Annotated in this window: 18 protein-coding genes; 6 read left to right on the forward strand and 12 right to left on the reverse strand. The window is 42.2% G+C overall.

Translation table 11 applies throughout. The features are described 5' to 3' along the window. From WIG73_RS02385 to metA, 6 genes are all read left to right on the forward strand, one after another. Positions 1-1,452 (forward strand): ATP-binding protein, encoded by a 1,452-nt coding sequence (locus tag WIG73_RS02385; RefSeq protein ID WP_337399131.1) that lies wholly within the window; start codon positions 1-3, stop codon positions 1,450-1,452. Further along, entirely contained in the window at positions 1,452-2,525 is a 1,074-nt protein-coding gene (locus WIG73_RS02390) for a metallophosphoesterase (protein ID WP_337399132.1), read from the forward strand. The genes WIG73_RS02385 and WIG73_RS02390 overlap by 1 nt, the downstream gene beginning before the upstream one ends. Further along, positions 2,515-4,608 (forward strand): AAA family ATPase, encoded by a 2,094-nt coding sequence (locus tag WIG73_RS02395; protein ID WP_337399134.1) that lies wholly within the window; start codon positions 2,515-2,517, stop codon positions 4,606-4,608. The genes WIG73_RS02390 and WIG73_RS02395 overlap by 11 nt, the downstream gene beginning before the upstream one ends. Before the next feature lie 20 nt (positions 4,609-4,628). After that, complete coding sequence (locus WIG73_RS02400; protein WP_337399135.1) at positions 4,629-5,903, forward strand: aminotransferase class I/II-fold pyridoxal phosphate-dependent enzyme; 1,275 nt, start codon at positions 4,629-4,631, stop codon at positions 5,901-5,903. Positions 5,904-5,978: 75 nt separating this feature from the next. Then, a complete protein-coding gene (tyrS, locus tag WIG73_RS02405; RefSeq protein WP_337399136.1) occupies positions 5,979-7,202 on the forward strand; it encodes a tyrosine--tRNA ligase in 1,224 nt (407 codons plus the stop codon). Positions 7,203-7,237: 35 nt separating this feature from the next. Then, positions 7,238-8,155 carry a homoserine O-succinyltransferase gene (metA, locus tag WIG73_RS02410; protein ID WP_249313784.1) on the forward strand — a complete coding sequence of 306 codons (918 nt, stop codon included), beginning with the start codon at positions 7,238-7,240 and terminating at the stop codon, positions 8,153-8,155. Positions 8,156-8,211: 56 nt separating this feature from the next. On the opposite strand, the gene WIG73_RS02415 is transcribed toward metA, so the two are convergent. From WIG73_RS02415 to WIG73_RS02470, 12 genes are all read right to left on the reverse strand, one after another. Continuing rightward, positions 8,212-8,664, reverse strand: coding sequence for a hypothetical protein (locus WIG73_RS02415; protein ID WP_337399137.1), 453 nt, complete (start codon positions 8,662-8,664; stop codon positions 8,212-8,214). 21 nt (positions 8,665-8,685) lie between these two features. Then, the gene (locus tag WIG73_RS02420) at positions 8,686-9,663 is read right to left on the reverse strand and encodes an RHS repeat-associated core domain-containing protein (protein WP_337399138.1); all 978 of its coding nucleotides are present in this window, start codon (positions 9,661-9,663) and stop codon (positions 8,686-8,688) included. A gap of 294 nt (positions 9,664-9,957) precedes the next feature. After that, a complete protein-coding gene (locus WIG73_RS02425; protein WP_249313897.1) occupies positions 9,958-10,407 on the reverse strand; it encodes a hypothetical protein in 450 nt (149 codons plus the stop codon). A gap of 74 nt (positions 10,408-10,481) precedes the next feature. Next, the gene (locus WIG73_RS02430; protein WP_337399140.1) at positions 10,482-10,940 is read right to left on the reverse strand and encodes a hypothetical protein; all 459 of its coding nucleotides are present in this window, start codon (positions 10,938-10,940) and stop codon (positions 10,482-10,484) included. 14 nt (positions 10,941-10,954) lie between these two features. After that, positions 10,955-11,986, reverse strand: coding sequence for an RHS repeat-associated core domain-containing protein (locus WIG73_RS02435; protein ID WP_337399141.1), 1,032 nt, complete (start codon positions 11,984-11,986; stop codon positions 10,955-10,957). Further along, complete coding sequence (locus WIG73_RS02440) at positions 11,904-12,629, reverse strand: hypothetical protein (protein ID WP_337399143.1); 726 nt, start codon at positions 12,627-12,629, stop codon at positions 11,904-11,906. Before WIG73_RS02440 ends, WIG73_RS02435 begins: the two co-directional genes overlap by 83 nt. 220 nt (positions 12,630-12,849) lie before the next feature. Next, on the reverse strand, positions 12,850-13,332 hold the full coding sequence (locus WIG73_RS02445; RefSeq protein WP_337399144.1) for a hypothetical protein: 483 nt from the start codon (positions 13,330-13,332) through the stop codon (positions 12,850-12,852). Positions 13,333-13,613: 281 nt separating this feature from the next. Next, entirely contained in the window at positions 13,614-13,952 is a 339-nt protein-coding gene (locus tag WIG73_RS02450; protein WP_337399145.1) for a hypothetical protein, read from the reverse strand. Positions 13,953-14,757: 805 nt separating this feature from the next. Then, positions 14,758-15,225: a hypothetical protein gene (locus WIG73_RS02455; RefSeq protein WP_337399146.1), complete on the reverse strand. Its 468-nt coding sequence runs from the start codon at positions 15,223-15,225 to the stop codon at positions 14,758-14,760. A 115-nt stretch (positions 15,226-15,340) separates the two neighbouring features. Continuing rightward, complete coding sequence (locus WIG73_RS02460) at positions 15,341-16,342, reverse strand: RHS repeat-associated core domain-containing protein (RefSeq protein ID WP_337399147.1); 1,002 nt, start codon at positions 16,340-16,342, stop codon at positions 15,341-15,343. A 177-nt stretch (positions 16,343-16,519) separates the two neighbouring features. After that, the gene (locus WIG73_RS02465; RefSeq protein WP_337399149.1) at positions 16,520-16,858 is read right to left on the reverse strand and encodes a hypothetical protein; all 339 of its coding nucleotides are present in this window, start codon (positions 16,856-16,858) and stop codon (positions 16,520-16,522) included. Beyond that, on the reverse strand, positions 16,859-17,691 hold an 833-nt coding region (locus WIG73_RS02470; RefSeq protein WP_337399150.1), incomplete at its 5' end, for an RHS repeat-associated core domain-containing protein.

Consider the following 17,691-nt stretch of genomic DNA (forward strand, 5'->3'; position numbering starts at 1 on the left):
TTGAGACGCAGAAGCATTTACATACAGCTGTTCACGGTGACTATGGCGCTGTTTTTGGTGAGCTTCATCATTACGGGTACACTTTTGTTCAGCTTTATGGGAACCTACCTTACCTCCCGGCACGAAAAGGAATTAGATAACATTGCCCGGCAGGTGGTGAACATTACGGTATACATTGCCAGTACCAACGGCCAGCTGACGGCAGAGGCCTACCGCCTAAACATTAACGCGGTGGCCCAGTCTACCGACACGGAAATTTTTGTGCTGGACGAAAAGGGTGAGCTGGTGACAACCAGCATTGAAAATTTTGACGATAAAATAAAAGAAGAATATACCCAGGACATATTAGAGGGAAACGGCGCAACCTACCGCGGCTCTTTGGGTGGCATTTTTAAAGGAGAGGTGCTCACCGTTGCACGCCCAATTAAATATATGGGTTCCGTTGTAGGCGGCGTTTTGGTTAGCATCCCTACGCCGGAGGTCACAAGAATGCGCATTGAGGTGCTGAAAATTTTTGTTTTTAACGTGGCGTTTGTGGCGGTGTTTGTGGCAATTTTTGTTTACCTCATTTCAAAACGGATTACGAAGCCGCTTTCGGAGCTTACCTCTGCCGCAAAAAGCATTGCAGGAGGTGACTTTAAACGCCGAGTGAACATTGACACGGAAAACGAGTTCAGCGAGCTGGGCGACACCTTTAACAACATGGCAGACTCAATTGAGCAGCTTGAAAATATGCGCTCGAGCTTTATTGCCAACGTGTCTCACGATTTAAGAACGCCCATGACCACGATTATTGGTTTTGTGGAGGGCATTATGGACGGCACAATTCCGGAGGAAAAGCGCCAGTGGTATTTGTCTATTGTGCTGGACGAGAGCAGGCGGCTTTCGCGGATTGTGACCGACTTGCTGGACCTGAGCAAATTGGAGCAGGGCAGCTTTAACATTGAACCGCGTGAATTTGATATTAACGAGCTTATGCGCCTGAGCATTATTAAGTTTGAAAAACGGATTACGGAGAAAAACATAAGCTTAACCGTTGGTTTCGAAACGGAAAATATGCGGGTAGACGCCGATAAAGACGCCATTCAGCGCGTGATTACCAACCTGTTTGACAACGCCATTAAATTTACGCCGGAGGGCGGATTTATCGACGTGAACACCGGTGTAAAAGACGGCAGCGCCTATGTAAGCATTCAAAACTCAGGACTGGGCATTGAAAAGAAAGACTTAATGCACATTTTCGACCGGTTTTATAAATCCGACAAGTCCAGAAGTCTGGACAAAAACGGCGCAGGGCTTGGACTTTATATTGTAAAAAGCATTATCCAGGCCCACGGCGAACGGGTGTGGGCAGAAAGCGAGCCGGGCGAGTTTACGCGGTTTAGCTTTACCCTTGCAAGGGCAAATGAAAAAAAGAAGAACGACGATAAGAAATTAATTGAGGAAGTATAATGGATTTAAAAATAATTCACACGGCCGACGTGCATTTCGACACGCCGTTTTCAGGACTTTCGGAAACAGAGAAAGCAGCGGTGCGGCGGCAGGATTTGCGCACCACGTTTTCAACAATTATTTCTATGGCCCAAAACGCTGACATGCTGTTTATCTCCGGCGACTTGTTCGACGGCAGAATCGTAAGCCGAACCACACTGGATTTTCTAAAGCGGGAGTTTTTTAAAATAAAACATGTAAAAGTGTTTATCGCGGCGGGAAATCATGATTGCTTTCATTCAGACAGCGTTTACGCCACTTTCGATTTTGGCGAAAACGTTCACGTGTTTGGAACCGAACCCGAGGTGGTGGAAACGGAAAGCGCGGACATTTACGGTATATCGTTTCAAACTGCCAACGAGTTTCGGGAGTTGCTGCCGCGGTTTCAGGTAAAAAATTCTGATAAAATGAATTTGCTGGTGATGCACGGAAACTTAATGGGAGAAGGGTATAACCCCGTTCAGCTGTCTGACATAGAAACCTGCGGAATGGACTATGTGGCCTTAGGCCACGTTCATGCAGCAAGCGGTCTTAAGGTACGCGGCGCCTGTTTTTATGCATATCCCGGCTGCCCGGAGGGACGCGGGTTTGATGAAACAGGGGAAAAGGGTGTTTTGGCGCTGACTGTGAGTAAAGGACATGTGACGGCAGAGTTTGTTCCGGTTCAGCAGAGAATGTATGTAAGCACGTCTATTGACATAAGCAAAGCCGAATGTATGGAAGACATTGCAAAGCAGCTAAACGGCGCTTTGAAAGAACCGCAGAACATGTATCGGTTCCGCTTGACAGGAAGCAGCAGCTTTCCCATAGATACAGAAGTTTTAAAGAGCGGTATTGATGCCTTCGATGTTTCGGTAATTGATGAAACCGTTCCCGCTGTGGATTTAGAAAAGCTGAGCAGAGAGTTTTCGCTGAAAGGCTTATTTACGAAATTTGCTTTAGAAGACAGGGCAAACATGGAGGCCGAAGCGTTTGAGCTTGCCTTTAAAACAGGATTTTCTATTTTAGAAAAAGAGGAACGCAATGAGAATTGATAAAATCGAAATCGACGGTTTTGGAAAATTGAATGATTTTTCGTTAACGCTCAGTGATGGCTTTAACCTGATTTTTGGCGAAAATGAAAGCGGAAAGAGCACGCTGTGTGCATTTTTACTCTCTATGTTTTACGATATGCCAAACGACGGTAAACGGCTGGAGCTTTCTGAATCAATTCGGCGTAAATATAAGCCCTGGAACACAGATCGGTTTGGCGGCAGGGTGTACTTTACGCACGGCGGAAAACAATATATTTTAGAAAAAAATTTTGGCGCCACAAAACGGTCTGACAGGGCGCGGCTGATGGATGCCGCCAGCTGGGACGAGTGCGGAAGCCCGGAGAATGCCGGCGAGCGGTTTTTTGGTCTGGGACGGGAGGGCTTTTTAAAAACGCTTTACATTACCGCGCTGGGCGCTGACGCAAAAAGCACAGGAAACGAGGAGATTTTAACCCGGCTTTCCAATTTAGAAACCAGCGGCGATGAAGATATTTCATATGGAAACATTAAAAACGCTCTGGAAAAGGAGCAGTTTGCAATTCTAACCAAAACGGGCAAGGGCGGAAAGCTGGCGGCGTTAAAGGAACAGGAACGAAAGCTTCAGTCGGAGCTTAACACCGCTCAGCGATTTTATGAAAGCGTGAAAGATGAGGAGCGCCAAAGAACGGAACTTAAGGCGCAAATTGCCGAACTTCAGATAAGAATTCAGACTGCGGAACAAGCATATCAAACTGCCGTAGACCACGAAGCCTATCTTTCTCAAAAGCAAACAGCGGAAAACCGCAGCATGCTATTGGACAGACTCAGCAAAGAAAATGAGCGGCTTTTAAAGCTGCAGCAGGCCGGGGCGGAATTGCTTGAAAAAACAAGGGCAGAAGTGACCTCTGAGGATATAAATCAGGTAAAAATTTTAGAAAAACAGCTGATTATTTTTGAAAATAAAAAAGAGGAATTGGAAACGCAAATGCAGGAGCTTTCTGAAAAAATGCAGTTGGGAACTGCAAAGAAAAAGCGCAGCGCCGGAATTGTTTCCGCTCTTGTTTTCCTCATTTTTGCCGCGGCGGCAATTGTGCTAAAAAATTGGCTGCATCCCATAATATTGCCGTTGGCTGGTCTGGCGCTTGCAGGTGTTATCTTCTTTTTCATGATAAGCCGTGGAAAATGGGGCGGAGAGCTTGAAACCGCTCAGCAGGAGCTGGAAAAAGCAGACGGGCAAAGGAAAGAGTTGCAGTTGGCAGTTTCAGCGCTGTGCAAAAAATATGAAACAGACGGATTAAGCGCGCTATTTAACCGGGCTGCAGAGGATAACAGCAACACCGAGCGGTTAAAGGAAACGCAGCGCCAATTGAAATCCTGCGAAACAGAAATAAAATCGTTAACTGAAAGCTTGTCGCGCCTTCCTGAGCAGGAGAAACGAGAATTCCCCCCGGAGGTTATCAATTATTTGGGCGGTTCGGCGTTAGAAATTGCGTCGCAGACGAAAGCGTTAAAGACGAGGCTCGAAGTGCTGACCCAAAAACATTACGACCTGTCTGTAAATTTGGCAAAACAGACGGCGGCAGACCGGACTGTTCCTGACATTGAGTCTGATCTTTTGGCGGTATCGGAGCAGATTGAAGGCTTAACAAAACGCCATGCCGCTTTAGAAAAGGCCTCTGAATGGCTCGAACGCGCCCACGGAGAAATTAAACAGAATTACGCGCCGCGGCTGAATCAGAAAATGGCTGAAATTTTTTCGCACCTCACCTTTGATAAATATTGCGGAGTGAAGCTGGGTGAAGCGTTTCGCTTAAACTATCAGAATGAAAACAACGAAATTGTGGACGCGTCGTATTTAAGCGGCGGCACCTACGATTTATTATATATTGCGCTGCGTTTTGCGGCGCTGGGCGTTTTGTTCGGCGAAACAATTCCGCCTGTTATCTTAGACGACGCGCTGCTGCAGTTAGACGATTCGCGGCTTAAGGCGGCGGCAGATTTTCTAATCAACAGCGGCGGGTTCGACCAGGTAATTTACTTTACCTGCCACAAAACAAGCGCTAAGCTTTTTCAAAACGAGAGCATTCACAGAATGGAACTTTAACATATAGGAGGATGTATAAAATGGATTACAAAATTGAAACGAACTGCGTGCAGGCCGGCTATGAGCCAAAAAATGGCGAGCCGAGGGTGCTCCCCATTTACCAGAGCACAACCTATAAATATGACTCAGCCCAATATCTGGGCGATTTGTTTGATTTAAAAGTGGAGGGGCACATGTATACCCGCCTTTCTAACCCCACCATTGAGTGTGTGGAGAAAAAAATTGCGGCGTTGGAGGGCGGCGTTGGTGCGCTGTGCCTGTCTTCCGGTCAGGCGGCAAATTTGTTTGCGCTTTTAAACATTGCACAGTCTGGCGATAATTTCGTCAGTGCATCTGAAATTTACGGCGGAACGGTAAATTTGTTTGCTGTTACCATGAAAAAAATGGGCATTGAAGTGCGGTTTGCAAGCCCGAAAGACAGCGACGAGGAAATTGAAAAACTTTTTGACGAGCGCACCCGTGCGGTGTTTGGCGAAACTGTGTCAAACCCAGCGCTGGATGTGTTAGACATTGAACGGTTTGCACGTTTGGCCCACAGCCACGGCGTTCCGCTTATTATTGACAACACGTTTGCAACGCCTATCAACTGCCGACCCTTTGAATTTGGCGCAGACATTGTAACGCATTCCACCACCAAATATATGGACGGTCACGCAACCTGTGTTGGCGGTGCAATTGTGGACAGCGGAAATTTTGACTGGACAGGCGGAAAATATCCTGAGCTTTCCGAGCCGGACGAATCTTACCACGGTGTAACCTACACCAAGGAGTTCGGCAAAGCGGCCTACATCGTGAAAGCCCGGGCACAGCTTATGCGAGACTTGGGCTCTCAAATGAGTCCTATAGCGGCGTTTATATTGAATTTGGGGCTTGAGACGCTGCACCTCAGGGTAGAACGTCACTGTGAAAATGCAATGAAAGTGGCTAAGTTTTTAGAGGAGTGTGACGACATTTCCTGGGTGAACTATCCGGGCCTTGCCTCCAGTCCCCAATATGAGCTTGCCAAGAAATATATGCCCCACGGTATTTGCGGTGTTATTTCCTTTGGCATTAAGGGCGGCAAGGAAGCGGCTGTGAAGTTTATGGAGAGTCTTAAGCTGGCCCAAATGGTGGTGCATGTGGCAGACGCCAGAACCAGCGTTCTGCACCCGGCCTCTACCACCCACAGGCAGCTCAGCGATGAGCAGCTAATCTCCTGCGGCGTGCCTGCCGACATGATTCGTATGTCCGTTGGCATTGAAAACTGTGACGACATCATCGGCGACATTCAGCAGGCGCTTTTCAATGCAAAATAAAGTTTTATTTGCAAACAGGCGGCTTTTGTGATAAAATAACAAGAAAAGTTTTTATTATAATAAGGGGAGTTTAACTTGGAAAACGTATTTGACATATTAAAAGAGCGCGGGCTGATTGCTCAAACCACCCATGAAGACGAAATTCGTGAGCTTCTCGGGAAAGAAAAGGTTACGTTTTATATCGGCTTCGACCCCACGGCAGACAGCCTTCATGTGGGACACTTTCTGCAAATGGTGGTTATGCGCCACATGCAGAACGCAGGCCACAGGCCAATCGCCTTAGTGGGCGGCGGCACAGGCATGGTGGGCGACCCGTCGGGCAGAACGGATATGCGCCAGATGATGACGGTGGAAACCATTAATCACAACTGCGAGTGCTTTAAAAAACAGCTTTCCTCCATTGTAGATTTTTCTGAGGGCAAGGCCATTATGGTGAACAACGCAGACTGGCTGAGAGACTTAAACTACATTGAATTTTTGCGGGACATTGGCTCCTGTTTTTCCGTAAACGAAATGCTGCGGGCAAAGTGTTTTCAAACGCGTCTGGAAAAGGGGCTTTCGTTTATTGAATTTAACTATATGCTTATGCAAAGCTACGACTTTTTGCAGCTTTATAAAAATTATGGCTGTAAGCTGGAGCTGGGAGGAGATGACCAGTGGAGCAACATTTTAGGCGGCATTGACCTGGTGCGACGCAAAGAAAACCAGCAGGTTTATGGCATGACGTTTACCCTCCTTACCACCAGCGACGGCAAAAAGATGGGCAAAACAGCGAAAGGCGCTCTGTGGCTTGACCCGGAAAAGGTTTCGCCATATGACTTTTATCAATATTGGAGAAACGTAGACGACGCTGATGTTTGCAGGCTTTTAAAAATGGTGACGTTCGTCTCTATGGACGAGATTCGTGAAATGGAAACATGGGAAGGCGCTGAATTAAACAAGGCCAAAGCACGGCTGGCCTTCGAGGTAACAAAGCTTGTTCACGGCGAGGCAGAGGCGCTTAAGGCAAAACAAACTGCCGAGGGAATTTTCGGCGGCGCAGGCAGCGCCGGGGATATGCCGTCTACCGAGTTAAGCCTTTCCGAACTCGCAGACGAAACATCGCTGTTAGACATAATGGTTGCCGCGAAACTGATTCCGTCAAAGGGCGAGGGGAGAAGGCTCATCACCCAGGGCGGCGTGTCGGTGGACGATGTGAAAATAGCAGAGCCGAACCAGAAAATTTCAAAAGAGAGTCTTGAAAAAGGAATCGTAATAAAAAAAGGAAAGAAAGTATATCATAAAGTAACGGCGAAATAACTGATTTTAAATCGACACAGCAAGGGAGTGGTGAAATGCCGATTAAAATCCCGAACGACCTGCCGGCAACGGCGGTTTTGGAAAAAGAAAATATATTTGTGATAACGGAAACCAGGGCCATTACCCAGGACATCCGCCCATTAAAAATAGCAATTTTGAATTTGATGCCCACAAAGGTGGAAACAGAAACGCAGTTTGTAAGGCTTTTGGGCAACACACCGCTGCAAGTGGAGCTGGAGCTTTTGCACACCAAAACCCACAAGTCGAAAAACACGTCCCAGGAACACCTGTTAACGTTTTATAAGACCTTTGAAGAGGTGAAGGATAAAAAGTTCGACGGGCTGGTAATTACCGGCGCGCCGGTGGAACTGATGGATTTTGAAGAGGTGGAATATTGGGAAGAACTCAAGGAAATTATGGAGTGGAGCAAAACTAACGTTACCAGCACGCTGCACATTTGCTGGGGCGCTCAGGCGGGGCTTTACTATCACTATGGAATTCCGAAATATACCTTAGATAAAAAGCTGTTCGGCGTATACAAGCACAAGCTGGACAGAAAAACCGCAATTTTGTTCCGCGGTTTTGACGACGAATTCTACGTTCCCCATTCCCGTCATACAGACGTGAAACGGGAGGACGTGGAAGCCGTTTCTGACTTGAAAATTCTTGCCTCATCTGACGAAGCAGGCCTTTATGTGGCAGCCACAGATTTGGGCAGGCAGATTTATGTGATGGGGCATTCGGAATATGATGCGGACACGCTGAAAAAGGAATATTTCCGGGACAAGGAAGCGGGAAAAAAAATCGACTTGCCGGTGAACTATTTTGAAAACGACGATCCGTCGCTTCCCCCTAGGGTTACGTGGCGGTCCTGCGCCAATTTGTTTTATTCAAACTGGCTGAACTATTTTGTTTATCAAACAACCCCTTATGACTTAAATAAAATAAAATAAAAAACTTTAGGGTAGTCGAATGGCTACCCTAAAGTTTTGTAAGTGATTTCATTATTTTAGTCAAAATCATGTTCAAAAATGTTCAATCCATAAGGCGGATACCACATGAGATACATGGGTCTTTTTATACGTCCAACAGTGTACCATTCTTCCACAATTAATATTTGAGGGTCAATATCGTCAAATTTTCCAATAAACAGAAAATCTACATCATAAAAATCGTCAACCTGAGTTTTCAGCCAATCATCTGGTACATTTCCTGTAATGTCTATATCCTGAGGACAATTTTTAATTCCTCCATATTCTTTCACTTCCCAAGTATATTCTGTTACATTCATCATGCTCGCACGTATTGCAACGTTACCTGGTTTAACATAATCATCAATGTCAAAATTCTCATCAATTAATCCTTTTTTTATGGGAATAACCCATAATAAAGCCAACTCCACTGTTACGACTAACAAAATGACAATAAGATATTTTAATATCGACTGAATTAAATTATCCATTTTTGTTCTCTCCATTCATTTTTAATAAAATTTAATCCAGGAAACACCTTTGCTTGCAACCGGATATTTATATTTGTGGGAAGCACTAAGCGGCGTGCTTTTTCGTCCTATTGCGTTAATATATTTACCAGATACATCAATATAATCTGTTTTACCATTAACAGCGAATGCTACACCGCCAACAGCATCTACCCATTTTTGCGCAAAATTATTACCCCATTCTCCATTAACGTCTGTTCCGGTATTACACGCATAAAACGTAGCTGTAGTAGAGTAAAATGCAGCAGGGATTAATCCACCTATCCAATTATAATCTAATGAAAACTTAGAACGGTCTGCATTATCATAGCCGAGTTCAACACTTCCAATAAATCCATGTGAAAACATGGTTACCGTTCTAACTTTATCATTTTTTCTCGCTTCAGTCAGCTCCCAGACGGTTGTTGATTTTGAATTTAAATAATTTTGTAATTGATCTGAATTGTGAATCATAACCAATCTTACGTCCAAATCTTTAGCAGCGCTTCTAATTAAATTAATGTCTTCATTCGAATAACCTATATCGCTAACAATCCAGGTTATACTTTCATTAGTATTCGCTTGCATATCTTGAATTTGTTTAATAGCAGAAGCAATGAATTCAAATGGCCAAGGATCATCAGAGCCATATGCACCACCTGAAATTACGATTTCTTCCAACCCCCACGGATCCACAAACTTCAACGGATTATTCTCACAATAAACATACCAGTTAGAGCCGCTCTTAGCCGGGTCCTCACTGATAAACCTGCCGAGCTTGGGGTCGTAATACCGGTTCCTTAAGTAGATAAACCCTGTTTCATTATCGATATACTCCCCGCAGTAGCGGTAAGGGTTATCCTGGGAACCAGAGTGCGACCACTGTTCGCCAAATGCAAAGTATCTATATCCGGCATCCTTTGTGCCGTTTGTATTCAGTGTATATGCTGTGTCGCCGTGAACGTCTTTCATCAAATACATAAGCGCCGCCGTGCCCAACTTTCTTGACACAATCCCGCCATTGCCAATGCAAAAAAAAATCCCTCTTTTGCTGTTAATTATACATATTTTACATATCATTGTCAACTTAACATTGAAAAAACTTGTTTAGTTTATAACCTAACTACAAATGTCCCCCGCTGAAATTCTGAGGAGCTAACGCTCCCTGTACAGGTTACAATCTGTCGCAAGCTTTGCTCCTTGCAAGCATAACAAAGCGTTGCTCCGATTTAAAAACAAAAAAGATAGGGTAGTCATCTGACCACCCTATCATCGCTAACTTACCCAATATGCAATCACTGTTCCGTCTGTCTGACTAATTGCTACATTGTCTGTATTCAATTCAACAAGCAAGTTTGGATTCTCCAATACCGGAGAAATAGAAACCAAATATGCATTGGCGTCTAACCTGGGGGATATACGATACTCCGTCGGTTTTGTGAAAAAATCATCGTAATTAAGATTTTTTGAAACGGCGATTGCAATATCAACGGCGGTTTCTTTGTCGATTGGACCATCCTTTACCTTGTGTTCTTTTAAAACCTTTTTAATATCTTTTTCCATTTTTTCATCAACAAAATCATCTGGTACCAAATGATCTTCCAGAACGACATCAAAAGTCCGCCAATAGTTGCCCGCATAACGTGGTTCTACGTATGGGGCTTTGTTTCCGCATGAAGTTAACAGCATACTGCATAACAAGATTAGACCTATTTTTTTGAACATATGATTCACCTTCCTTATATATATGGCTTCCATTCTAGATCTGCCTGACATGTAGAATCTTTCTTCCTGCACGTCTAACGCGGGTCATCGGTTACTTGATACGCAACTACCTCGCCGCTCATTTGATGAATTGCTATCATGTGTATTGAGGGGTCTTGCGTTCTATGGCGGTCTACTTCCTGAGAAATCAGAAGCCAAAATACGCCGTCATCTGAGTTGGGCGATATGCGGTATACGGTTCGTTTTTGAAAAAAATCCTCTCTGTAATGATGCTTCACAACTAAAATTGCAATATCAAGGGCAGTATCTTCGTCAATAGGGCCATCTTTTACCTTGTGTTTTTTTAAAACCTTTTTAATATCTTTTGCCATATCTTCATGAATAAAATCCTCCGGAACTAAATAGTCTTCAACACTTATATAAGCAGCTGACCTGCATTGGCCAAGGTATTTTGGTTCTAAATCCGGCGGACGTTTTTCACATGATATAAAAAGCATACTGCATAATAAGATTAGGCCTATTTTTTTTAACACAATATCCACTCCTTTTATCTATCAGGTTTCCATATTGCATCTGGATCACATGTAGAAGTTTCCTTCCTGCAATCGGGTGTTTCGTGTTTTTCCCATACGTTTCGATAGCGAGATAAACTTCTTAAATATGCCTTTCTTTCCTCTGAAAGCCACGGATTTGGCATAGGAACATTGTTTGATAAAGGCCCAGGTGCACCGCCGGCAGAGTACGTTCTTGCAATTACGTTACCCCAGCCCTTGTTATCTGGCTGAAAATAAACGGCAATTATAAGTTTATCGTTGTTATTTGCATAGCTTTTATCATTGTCTGAAATATCTCCACCCTGCGGATGACTGTGTATAGCGCCTACATATGTTACACCATCCCCATAAGGAATCATTGCTTCCGCTGCATCTAAATCGGTTTTATGCGGGCCGCCCACTATTGCTTCTGTATAAGAATAATAAACGCCTTTTTCATCATAGCCTTTATATATTGCAGATGCCTGTTCCATCATAATATATTCAGACGTTGGAAAATAGTTCCAACCCCAGTCGTTAGATAATTCTTGCAAAGTACGAAACTTTTCTCCAGCAACTAGTCCCCACGGATCCACAAACTTAACCGGATTATTCTCACAATAAACATACCAGTTAGAGCCGCTCTTAGCCGGGTCCTCACTGATAAACCTGCCGAGCTTGGGGTCGTAATACCGGTTCCTTAAGTAGATAAACCCTGTTTCATTATCGATATACTCCCCGCAGTAGCGGTAAGGGTTATCCTGGGAACCAGAGTGCGACCACTGTTCGCCAAATGCAAAGTATCTATATCCGGCATCCTTTGTGCCGTTTGTATTTAGTGTATATGCTGTGTCGCCGTGGATATCTTTCGCCAGATACGTTGTTGCGGCAGACGTTTTCCGCGCTATAATTCCTCCTATACCGATTGTGTTGCGGGCGGTGAAATTGGTCCCGTCACTTTCATTAATCGTATAGCCTCTGTCCCAATAAAAACAAGTCGTTTTGCCGCCGGCTGTTTTCGAGCTTCTGAACCCTTCCGGGTTCATAGGTATAAGTACCTTTAACCGTGCTGCCTTCTTTATACTGAATCAACTGGTTCCTGTCGTTGTAGCTGTATGTCTTGCTCAGTGCCGAAGACCCCAGCGTTTCCTGCTTCGTACTCATAGAGCCGTTGGCGGTGTATGTATAGGTGTCCGTGGCCGTTTGTGTTATTGTTGTACCGTTATTCGTGCCTGTAACGGTTTCTTCCCTCCGAGTCAGCTGGTTCGCAGCGTTATATGTCATTTCCTCCGTATGGTGTGTAACATTGGTAAACGGAACGGTTGTTCCCGCGTTGGACAGGTTCACCGTCGCGCCGCGATAATGAGATATTTCCTTCGATACAATATTGTTGTTCGCATCATATCCATATTGCGTTGTTGCAGAAAACTCATCTAATGTGGTATTCAGCCTGTTCAGTTCGTCATAGGTATATTCATTAATTCTTGTGACGCCTAAGCTTTCTTTTAACAGATTGCCGTTGTCATCATAGTCGTATCTGTAGGACAGACTATCCTTTTGGGTAAAGGTGGGCTCGCCTTGAAGATTATACTCAAATGTCTGATACTTTCCGCTCGAACCATAAGATACTTTGCTGAGCAACCCCTGCTCGTTCTCATACTCATATTGCGTGATCAGTCCGTTGCCCAAAAAGCACTCTTTGCTGTTAATTATATATATTTTATATATTATTGTCAACAGAATATTGAACGAATAATTGTTATTTATTGAGTTAAAAAAACGAAACAATAGGGTAGTCATTTGACTACCCTAAAATTTTATGGATTAAATTAATTGCGGTATTGTAAATCTATCTTATCTGCTTATTGGTGCGTTCAGTACTAGCGGCATAACCGCCCCTCCATTTGTGTTACTGTATGGTCTCAATGAATAGCTTAATATTATTTTTTGAAGGCTCACAAGTAACAGAAAATGAACTTTCGTTGTAGTCAAATAGGAGCTGTATTGACTGTTTTTCAATATTTTTTTTTAACACATTACTGTCCGCCATAGAAAAATAAAAATCTACTACTTCTTGCTCTGATACATTTGTTAAATACACAGCTTGTATCTCTGAGGTACGATATAGAAAAATAGTTTTAGGGGGAAGAGGAACTTTTCTTGTCTGATTGTTAATTACATATGTATATTCAGTACTATTGTTGAATTTAAAATCAATAAATTGTTTAAATTGTGGATTCAATAGATACATAGCTTGACTGGTAATAGTAATAAAGCACACTGTAAATATTCCTATTATGATTATTTTTTTATATTTAGGAAAAAAATGAATCAATAAAACAATAAATATAACAATGATGAACGTAATAGTTGCTAATAATCTAATACTCAAAAATCTCACCTCAATTAATTAAAATTTGCTATTGAAAAACTCGCTAAGCTTTGATTAACAAATTTGTCGTAATCAATATATCTGTTACCATCAACCCAGCCATCATATACTTTAAGAAATTTTTTGGTTTGGCCATTTTTTTCAAACTCACTATAACCTACAACTGTTACTGTATGATTTTCATAATACTAACGGCCTTTCATCAAATTTGTAATACAACGTATATTTGTTACCACTGCTGTGGAACAGACAGCGGTAACAAATACATGTACCTTATACAATTACGACGTCCAAATTGCAAGAAGCGTCCCATCTTTTTTACTGATTACTAACTTAGTGCTAAGCCCTCCCACAACATTTATACCATTCTCTTGTCCTATCTCAACAAAGTAAGCATCCACATCCAATCTGTAGGAAATACAATAAAATGTCGGCTTCTCAAAATAGGATTCTTGCCCACATTTCATTATCGCTATCGCGATATCAACAGCCGTTTCCTTATCAATAGAACCATCTTCTGAATTGTCTTTTGATTGATGTTCTTTCATCACCTTTTTAATATCTGACGACATCTTGCGTGTGATAAAACCATCCGGGACCTTGTAATCTTCGATATTCACATCAAAAACCCCAAAAAAAAAATCCGCTATATAGTGGTTTTAGCTCGTTAACATCATTCTTTGTCTCCTCGCCGCCGCACGCTGTTAACATCAAACAACAAATAATCATGAATAACAATTTTTTTAACATAAGTCACAACTCCTTTCATAAGGGGCTTGCCCCGTCACCCAGCGTGGCAAGGTGCGGCTTATACCGCACACATTCAGCAGGAGACCGCACTCCTGCTGAATGTTGAAATAGGAACCCATCGTTGAAGCCCGCTGGGGACATTTCTTCCTTGCCTAAGTTATAAAGTTAAATGTGTTGCTGCTTCATCTTATCTTTTTCTCTTATCTTTTGCTGCCTTCCATATATCGGGCTTCCAATCCATCCAATACTTGCACGTCGGTGCGTTGATGGCTTCGCAAGCTGCTCTATGAGCATACCAAATATTTCCATAGTTGGAGTAATGATCATACATCCATTGTCTCTGACCGTCGTTTAAATAGCGAATGGGTGTATTTCCATTAACTTCCGTTGGGGCCCCTCCTGCACCATAACCTATTATTTTTATCTATCCATCTCCCGGATTAAATTCAACAGAATATATTACAACGCCGAAAACTCCCTCTTTTGCTGTTAATTATACATATTTTACATATTATTGTCAACAGAATATTGAACAGCCTAATAAGTTTATAGAACAAAAAAAATAGGGTAGTCATCTGACTACCCTATCCTTGCTAATTTACCCAATATGCAACCCACTGTTCCGTCTGTTTAGGAGATATGCAGTCGGCATTGTCACATAAAAATGATGTGTTATTATTGAAAGCTGTTTTGAATCGGGGGAGCAATATACCAACTAATGAGCTTAATTTTATATTTTTCCCACAAATCATATGCCGAAATAAGACGCGGCGCTTCGCGATTGTTATTTTCTATTTTTTCGTAATCATCGGTGTACAATGCATCAGGAAACGTCTCGTTAATACTAGTATAGACCTCTGTATCACCCATATAATAAGCCCCGGCAATTTGTGGATTTAAATTGGGTTTATAGTAAATTTCCATTTCATCACTTCGCAATAGTGTGATACGAGTGTTGCCGCTTTTAAAATAAGACTTCCAAGTGCGATATTTTCCCTCGGCTTCATTTGAAGCAAATCCACTAAATTTACAGATTAAAACATCCTCAACTATTTTTGTTTCTCCTTCAATTTCGTATTCCAAACGAAAGGGAAATTCGGCCTGTTTTATTTCAGGTTTCGGAGGATTTGGTAAAAAGAACATATAACCGCCAAAAGCATACATTACCTTTATCAAATAAATAATGTATGATAAAACGAGAATTACAGCAATAATTCCTATTACACAAAGTGTTTTTTTAACATTTTATCACTCCTTTTTACCGTTTATTAAACGCACTAAAAATTGCAGACATACCATGATTCGCAAGCCTATCGATCTTTCCATCCTTATTATAATACTGTGTCGACAGCCATATAGTATTACCTATATCAGCTGTTTCAATTGCTTGTGAAATAATTTCGCCTACTACATAATAATTAGAAAAATTTCCTGTTCTATCTGCTTCTATCAATCCATAAGCTTGAAAATTAAAATTAGCAGCATTAAATGTAATTGCATCCCTATGCGTATAGGTAGCAGCCGCAATCGCTTCGCCTCCTCCTTTCGAATGTCCGGCGAATGTTATTTCATATCCAGAGTGAGAGTTTACAAACCCTAAGCTAAAATTCATGGCATCCCACATATCTGCCGAATGAGTTCCCAAATACGCTTCGGCATTATTTATCCAGTTATTTAGATTACTTGTTCCCTTAAAAACAACGCAATATTCTAAAGGATTTGACCAGTCATGAGTAGAATTAAGTTTTGCATAAAATCCCATTTTTAATCCTTCGCGGCCATACCAAACGTCAATTAAATACCAGTTAGAAGCTTCGTTGTTCATCTGTACATTTAATGGAGTTGTTAACTCGGATTTGTCGTGATGGTAAATGTGTTCTGACATATGCGCTGCTTCTTCCCTTGTTGGTTTAAGCCCCCACGGATCCACAAACTTAACCGGATTATTTTCACAATAAACATACCATTTAGAGCCGCTCTTTGCCGGGTCCTCACTAATAAACCTACCAATACTCGGGTCGTAATACCGGTTCCTTAAATAGATAAACCCTGTTTCCTCATCTGTATACTCTCCGCAGTAACGGTAAGGGTTATCCGCCGTGCCGGTGATATCTGTCTGCTTTCCGTAAGCGTCATAGTCATATGTTCCTTTTTGTGAAGTGCCCTGCATTAACATCGTTGTGTCGCCGTGCACGTCTTTAAACAGATACATCGGCGTTCCCGTAGTCTTGCGTGCAACGATGCCGCCAAGGCCAACCACATTCTGCGCTTTAAATGACGTTCCGTCAGACTCGTTAATCGTATAGCCTCTGTCCCAATAAAAGCAAGTCGTTTTGCCGTCAACAATCTTAGAACTCCGGTAGCCTTCCGCATCGTAGGTATAGGCACGCAGTAGCTGGTACTAAATAGAACTTTTAACTTGTGATTCTTTTCTTTTTCATGTCTTAGCACTTTTCTTTTTTAAACATTTAATTACTATCATTGTTATACTTAGTACTAAGCATACCATAGTAGAAATTGTTGAAAACAAAAATATACTTAACGTTTGAAAAATATTTATGGCATTTCCTTGTAAAAGTACTAACAAACTAAATAGCATTACAAAACCACTAATTATTGTTGGTACAAACAAAAACCAAGTTTTAGCTCGCGTTTTTTTTACAATTATCCACATGGAAATGCACATAATAACAGATAAAACTACGCTGCTTAAAGAATGTGGGTAGGTAATACAAACATCAAAAATACCAAACAGAATACTTATAAAATAATCCATTTATATCACTCCTAAAGTCCTTGCGTAATGCCTACCTTTGCTCTTATATCGTTCAGGGGGAGAACCATATCTTGCTTCCCATGCAACATCATTTTTGGCTTCAGTGCGCGTAAATCTGCGATTGAAGAATAGCTGGTTAAACACGGGTTCTGCCGAATTGGGCCGAGTATCGGCAAGCCATGTTTTACCTAATTGTCCTGACATAAAGGTTCCTACATTTGTACCATCTTTAAGAGTACCTTTGTAAAAACCCTCCATAGACATCTGCAAACAATTTTTTCCAAAAAGTTTATAAGAGGTATTCTCAACGTAATAATTATAAGTAGGTTTTTCGTATGTGCTGGCCTCATACCGATAACCACTTTCAATTGTTGTATTTGCAATTAAGTTTTTAAAGTAATTAGAGGATGCATTAAAATATCCCTCAACAAATGTTGCCGACGTGTAACCTGTCGTATTATATGGCAAATTGAGGCCACTAAGCCAACTATTAAATGCGTCTAATGAACTCATTGCCCCGTCTTGCCATGGTACCGCAATATAATATGCAGCTTTATCACCCCAATAAAAGTAATACCAATTCCCGTCATTTGTATCTTGGATTAATACTGAAGTATGACCTTGACTCATAGCAGCGTCTTCTGCAGTTATTATTATAGCATCTAGCCCCCACGGATCCACAAACTTAACCGGATTATTTTCACAATAAACATACCAGTTAGAGCCGCTGTTTGCCGGGTCCTCACTAATAAACCTACCAATACTCGGGTCGTAATATCGGTTCCTTAAATAGATAAACCCTGTTTCCTCATCTGTATACTCTCCGCAGTAAC

Origin of the sequence: Congzhengia sp. (genome assembly GCF_037235575.1) — a bacterium.
GTDB classification, from domain to species: domain Bacteria; phylum Bacillota; class Clostridia; order UBA1381; family UBA9506; genus Congzhengia; species Congzhengia minquanensis.

Coding starts and splice junctions, on each gene's coding strand:
- WIG73_RS02390 (WP_337399132.1), top strand. CDS start 1,452: ATGGATTTAAAAATAATTCACACGGCCGACGTGCATTTCGACACGCCG.
- WIG73_RS02420 (WP_337399138.1), bottom strand. CDS start 9,663: ATGTATTTGATGAAAGACGTTCACGGCGACACAGCATATACACTGAAT.
- WIG73_RS02465 (WP_337399149.1), bottom strand. CDS start 16,858: ATGGATTATTTTATAAGTATTCTGTTTGGTATTTTTGATGTTTGTATT.
- WIG73_RS02400 (WP_337399135.1), top strand. CDS start 4,629: ATGGATTACAAAATTGAAACGAACTGCGTGCAGGCCGGCTATGAGCCA.
- metA (WP_249313784.1), top strand. CDS start 7,238: ATGCCGATTAAAATCCCGAACGACCTGCCGGCAACGGCGGTTTTGGAA.
- WIG73_RS02435 (WP_337399141.1), bottom strand. CDS start 11,986: ATGAACCCGGAAGGGTTCAGAAGCTCGAAAACAGCCGGCGGCAAAACG.
- WIG73_RS02395 (WP_337399134.1), top strand. CDS start 2,515: ATGAGAATTGATAAAATCGAAATCGACGGTTTTGGAAAATTGAATGAT.
- WIG73_RS02425 (WP_249313897.1), bottom strand. CDS start 10,407: ATGTTCAAAAAAATAGGTCTAATCTTGTTATGCAGTATGCTGTTAACT.
- WIG73_RS02455 (WP_337399146.1), bottom strand. CDS start 15,225: ATGTTCTTTTTACCAAATCCTCCGAAACCTGAAATAAAACAGGCCGAA.
- WIG73_RS02415 (WP_337399137.1), bottom strand. CDS start 8,664: ATGGATAATTTAATTCAGTCGATATTAAAATATCTTATTGTCATTTTG.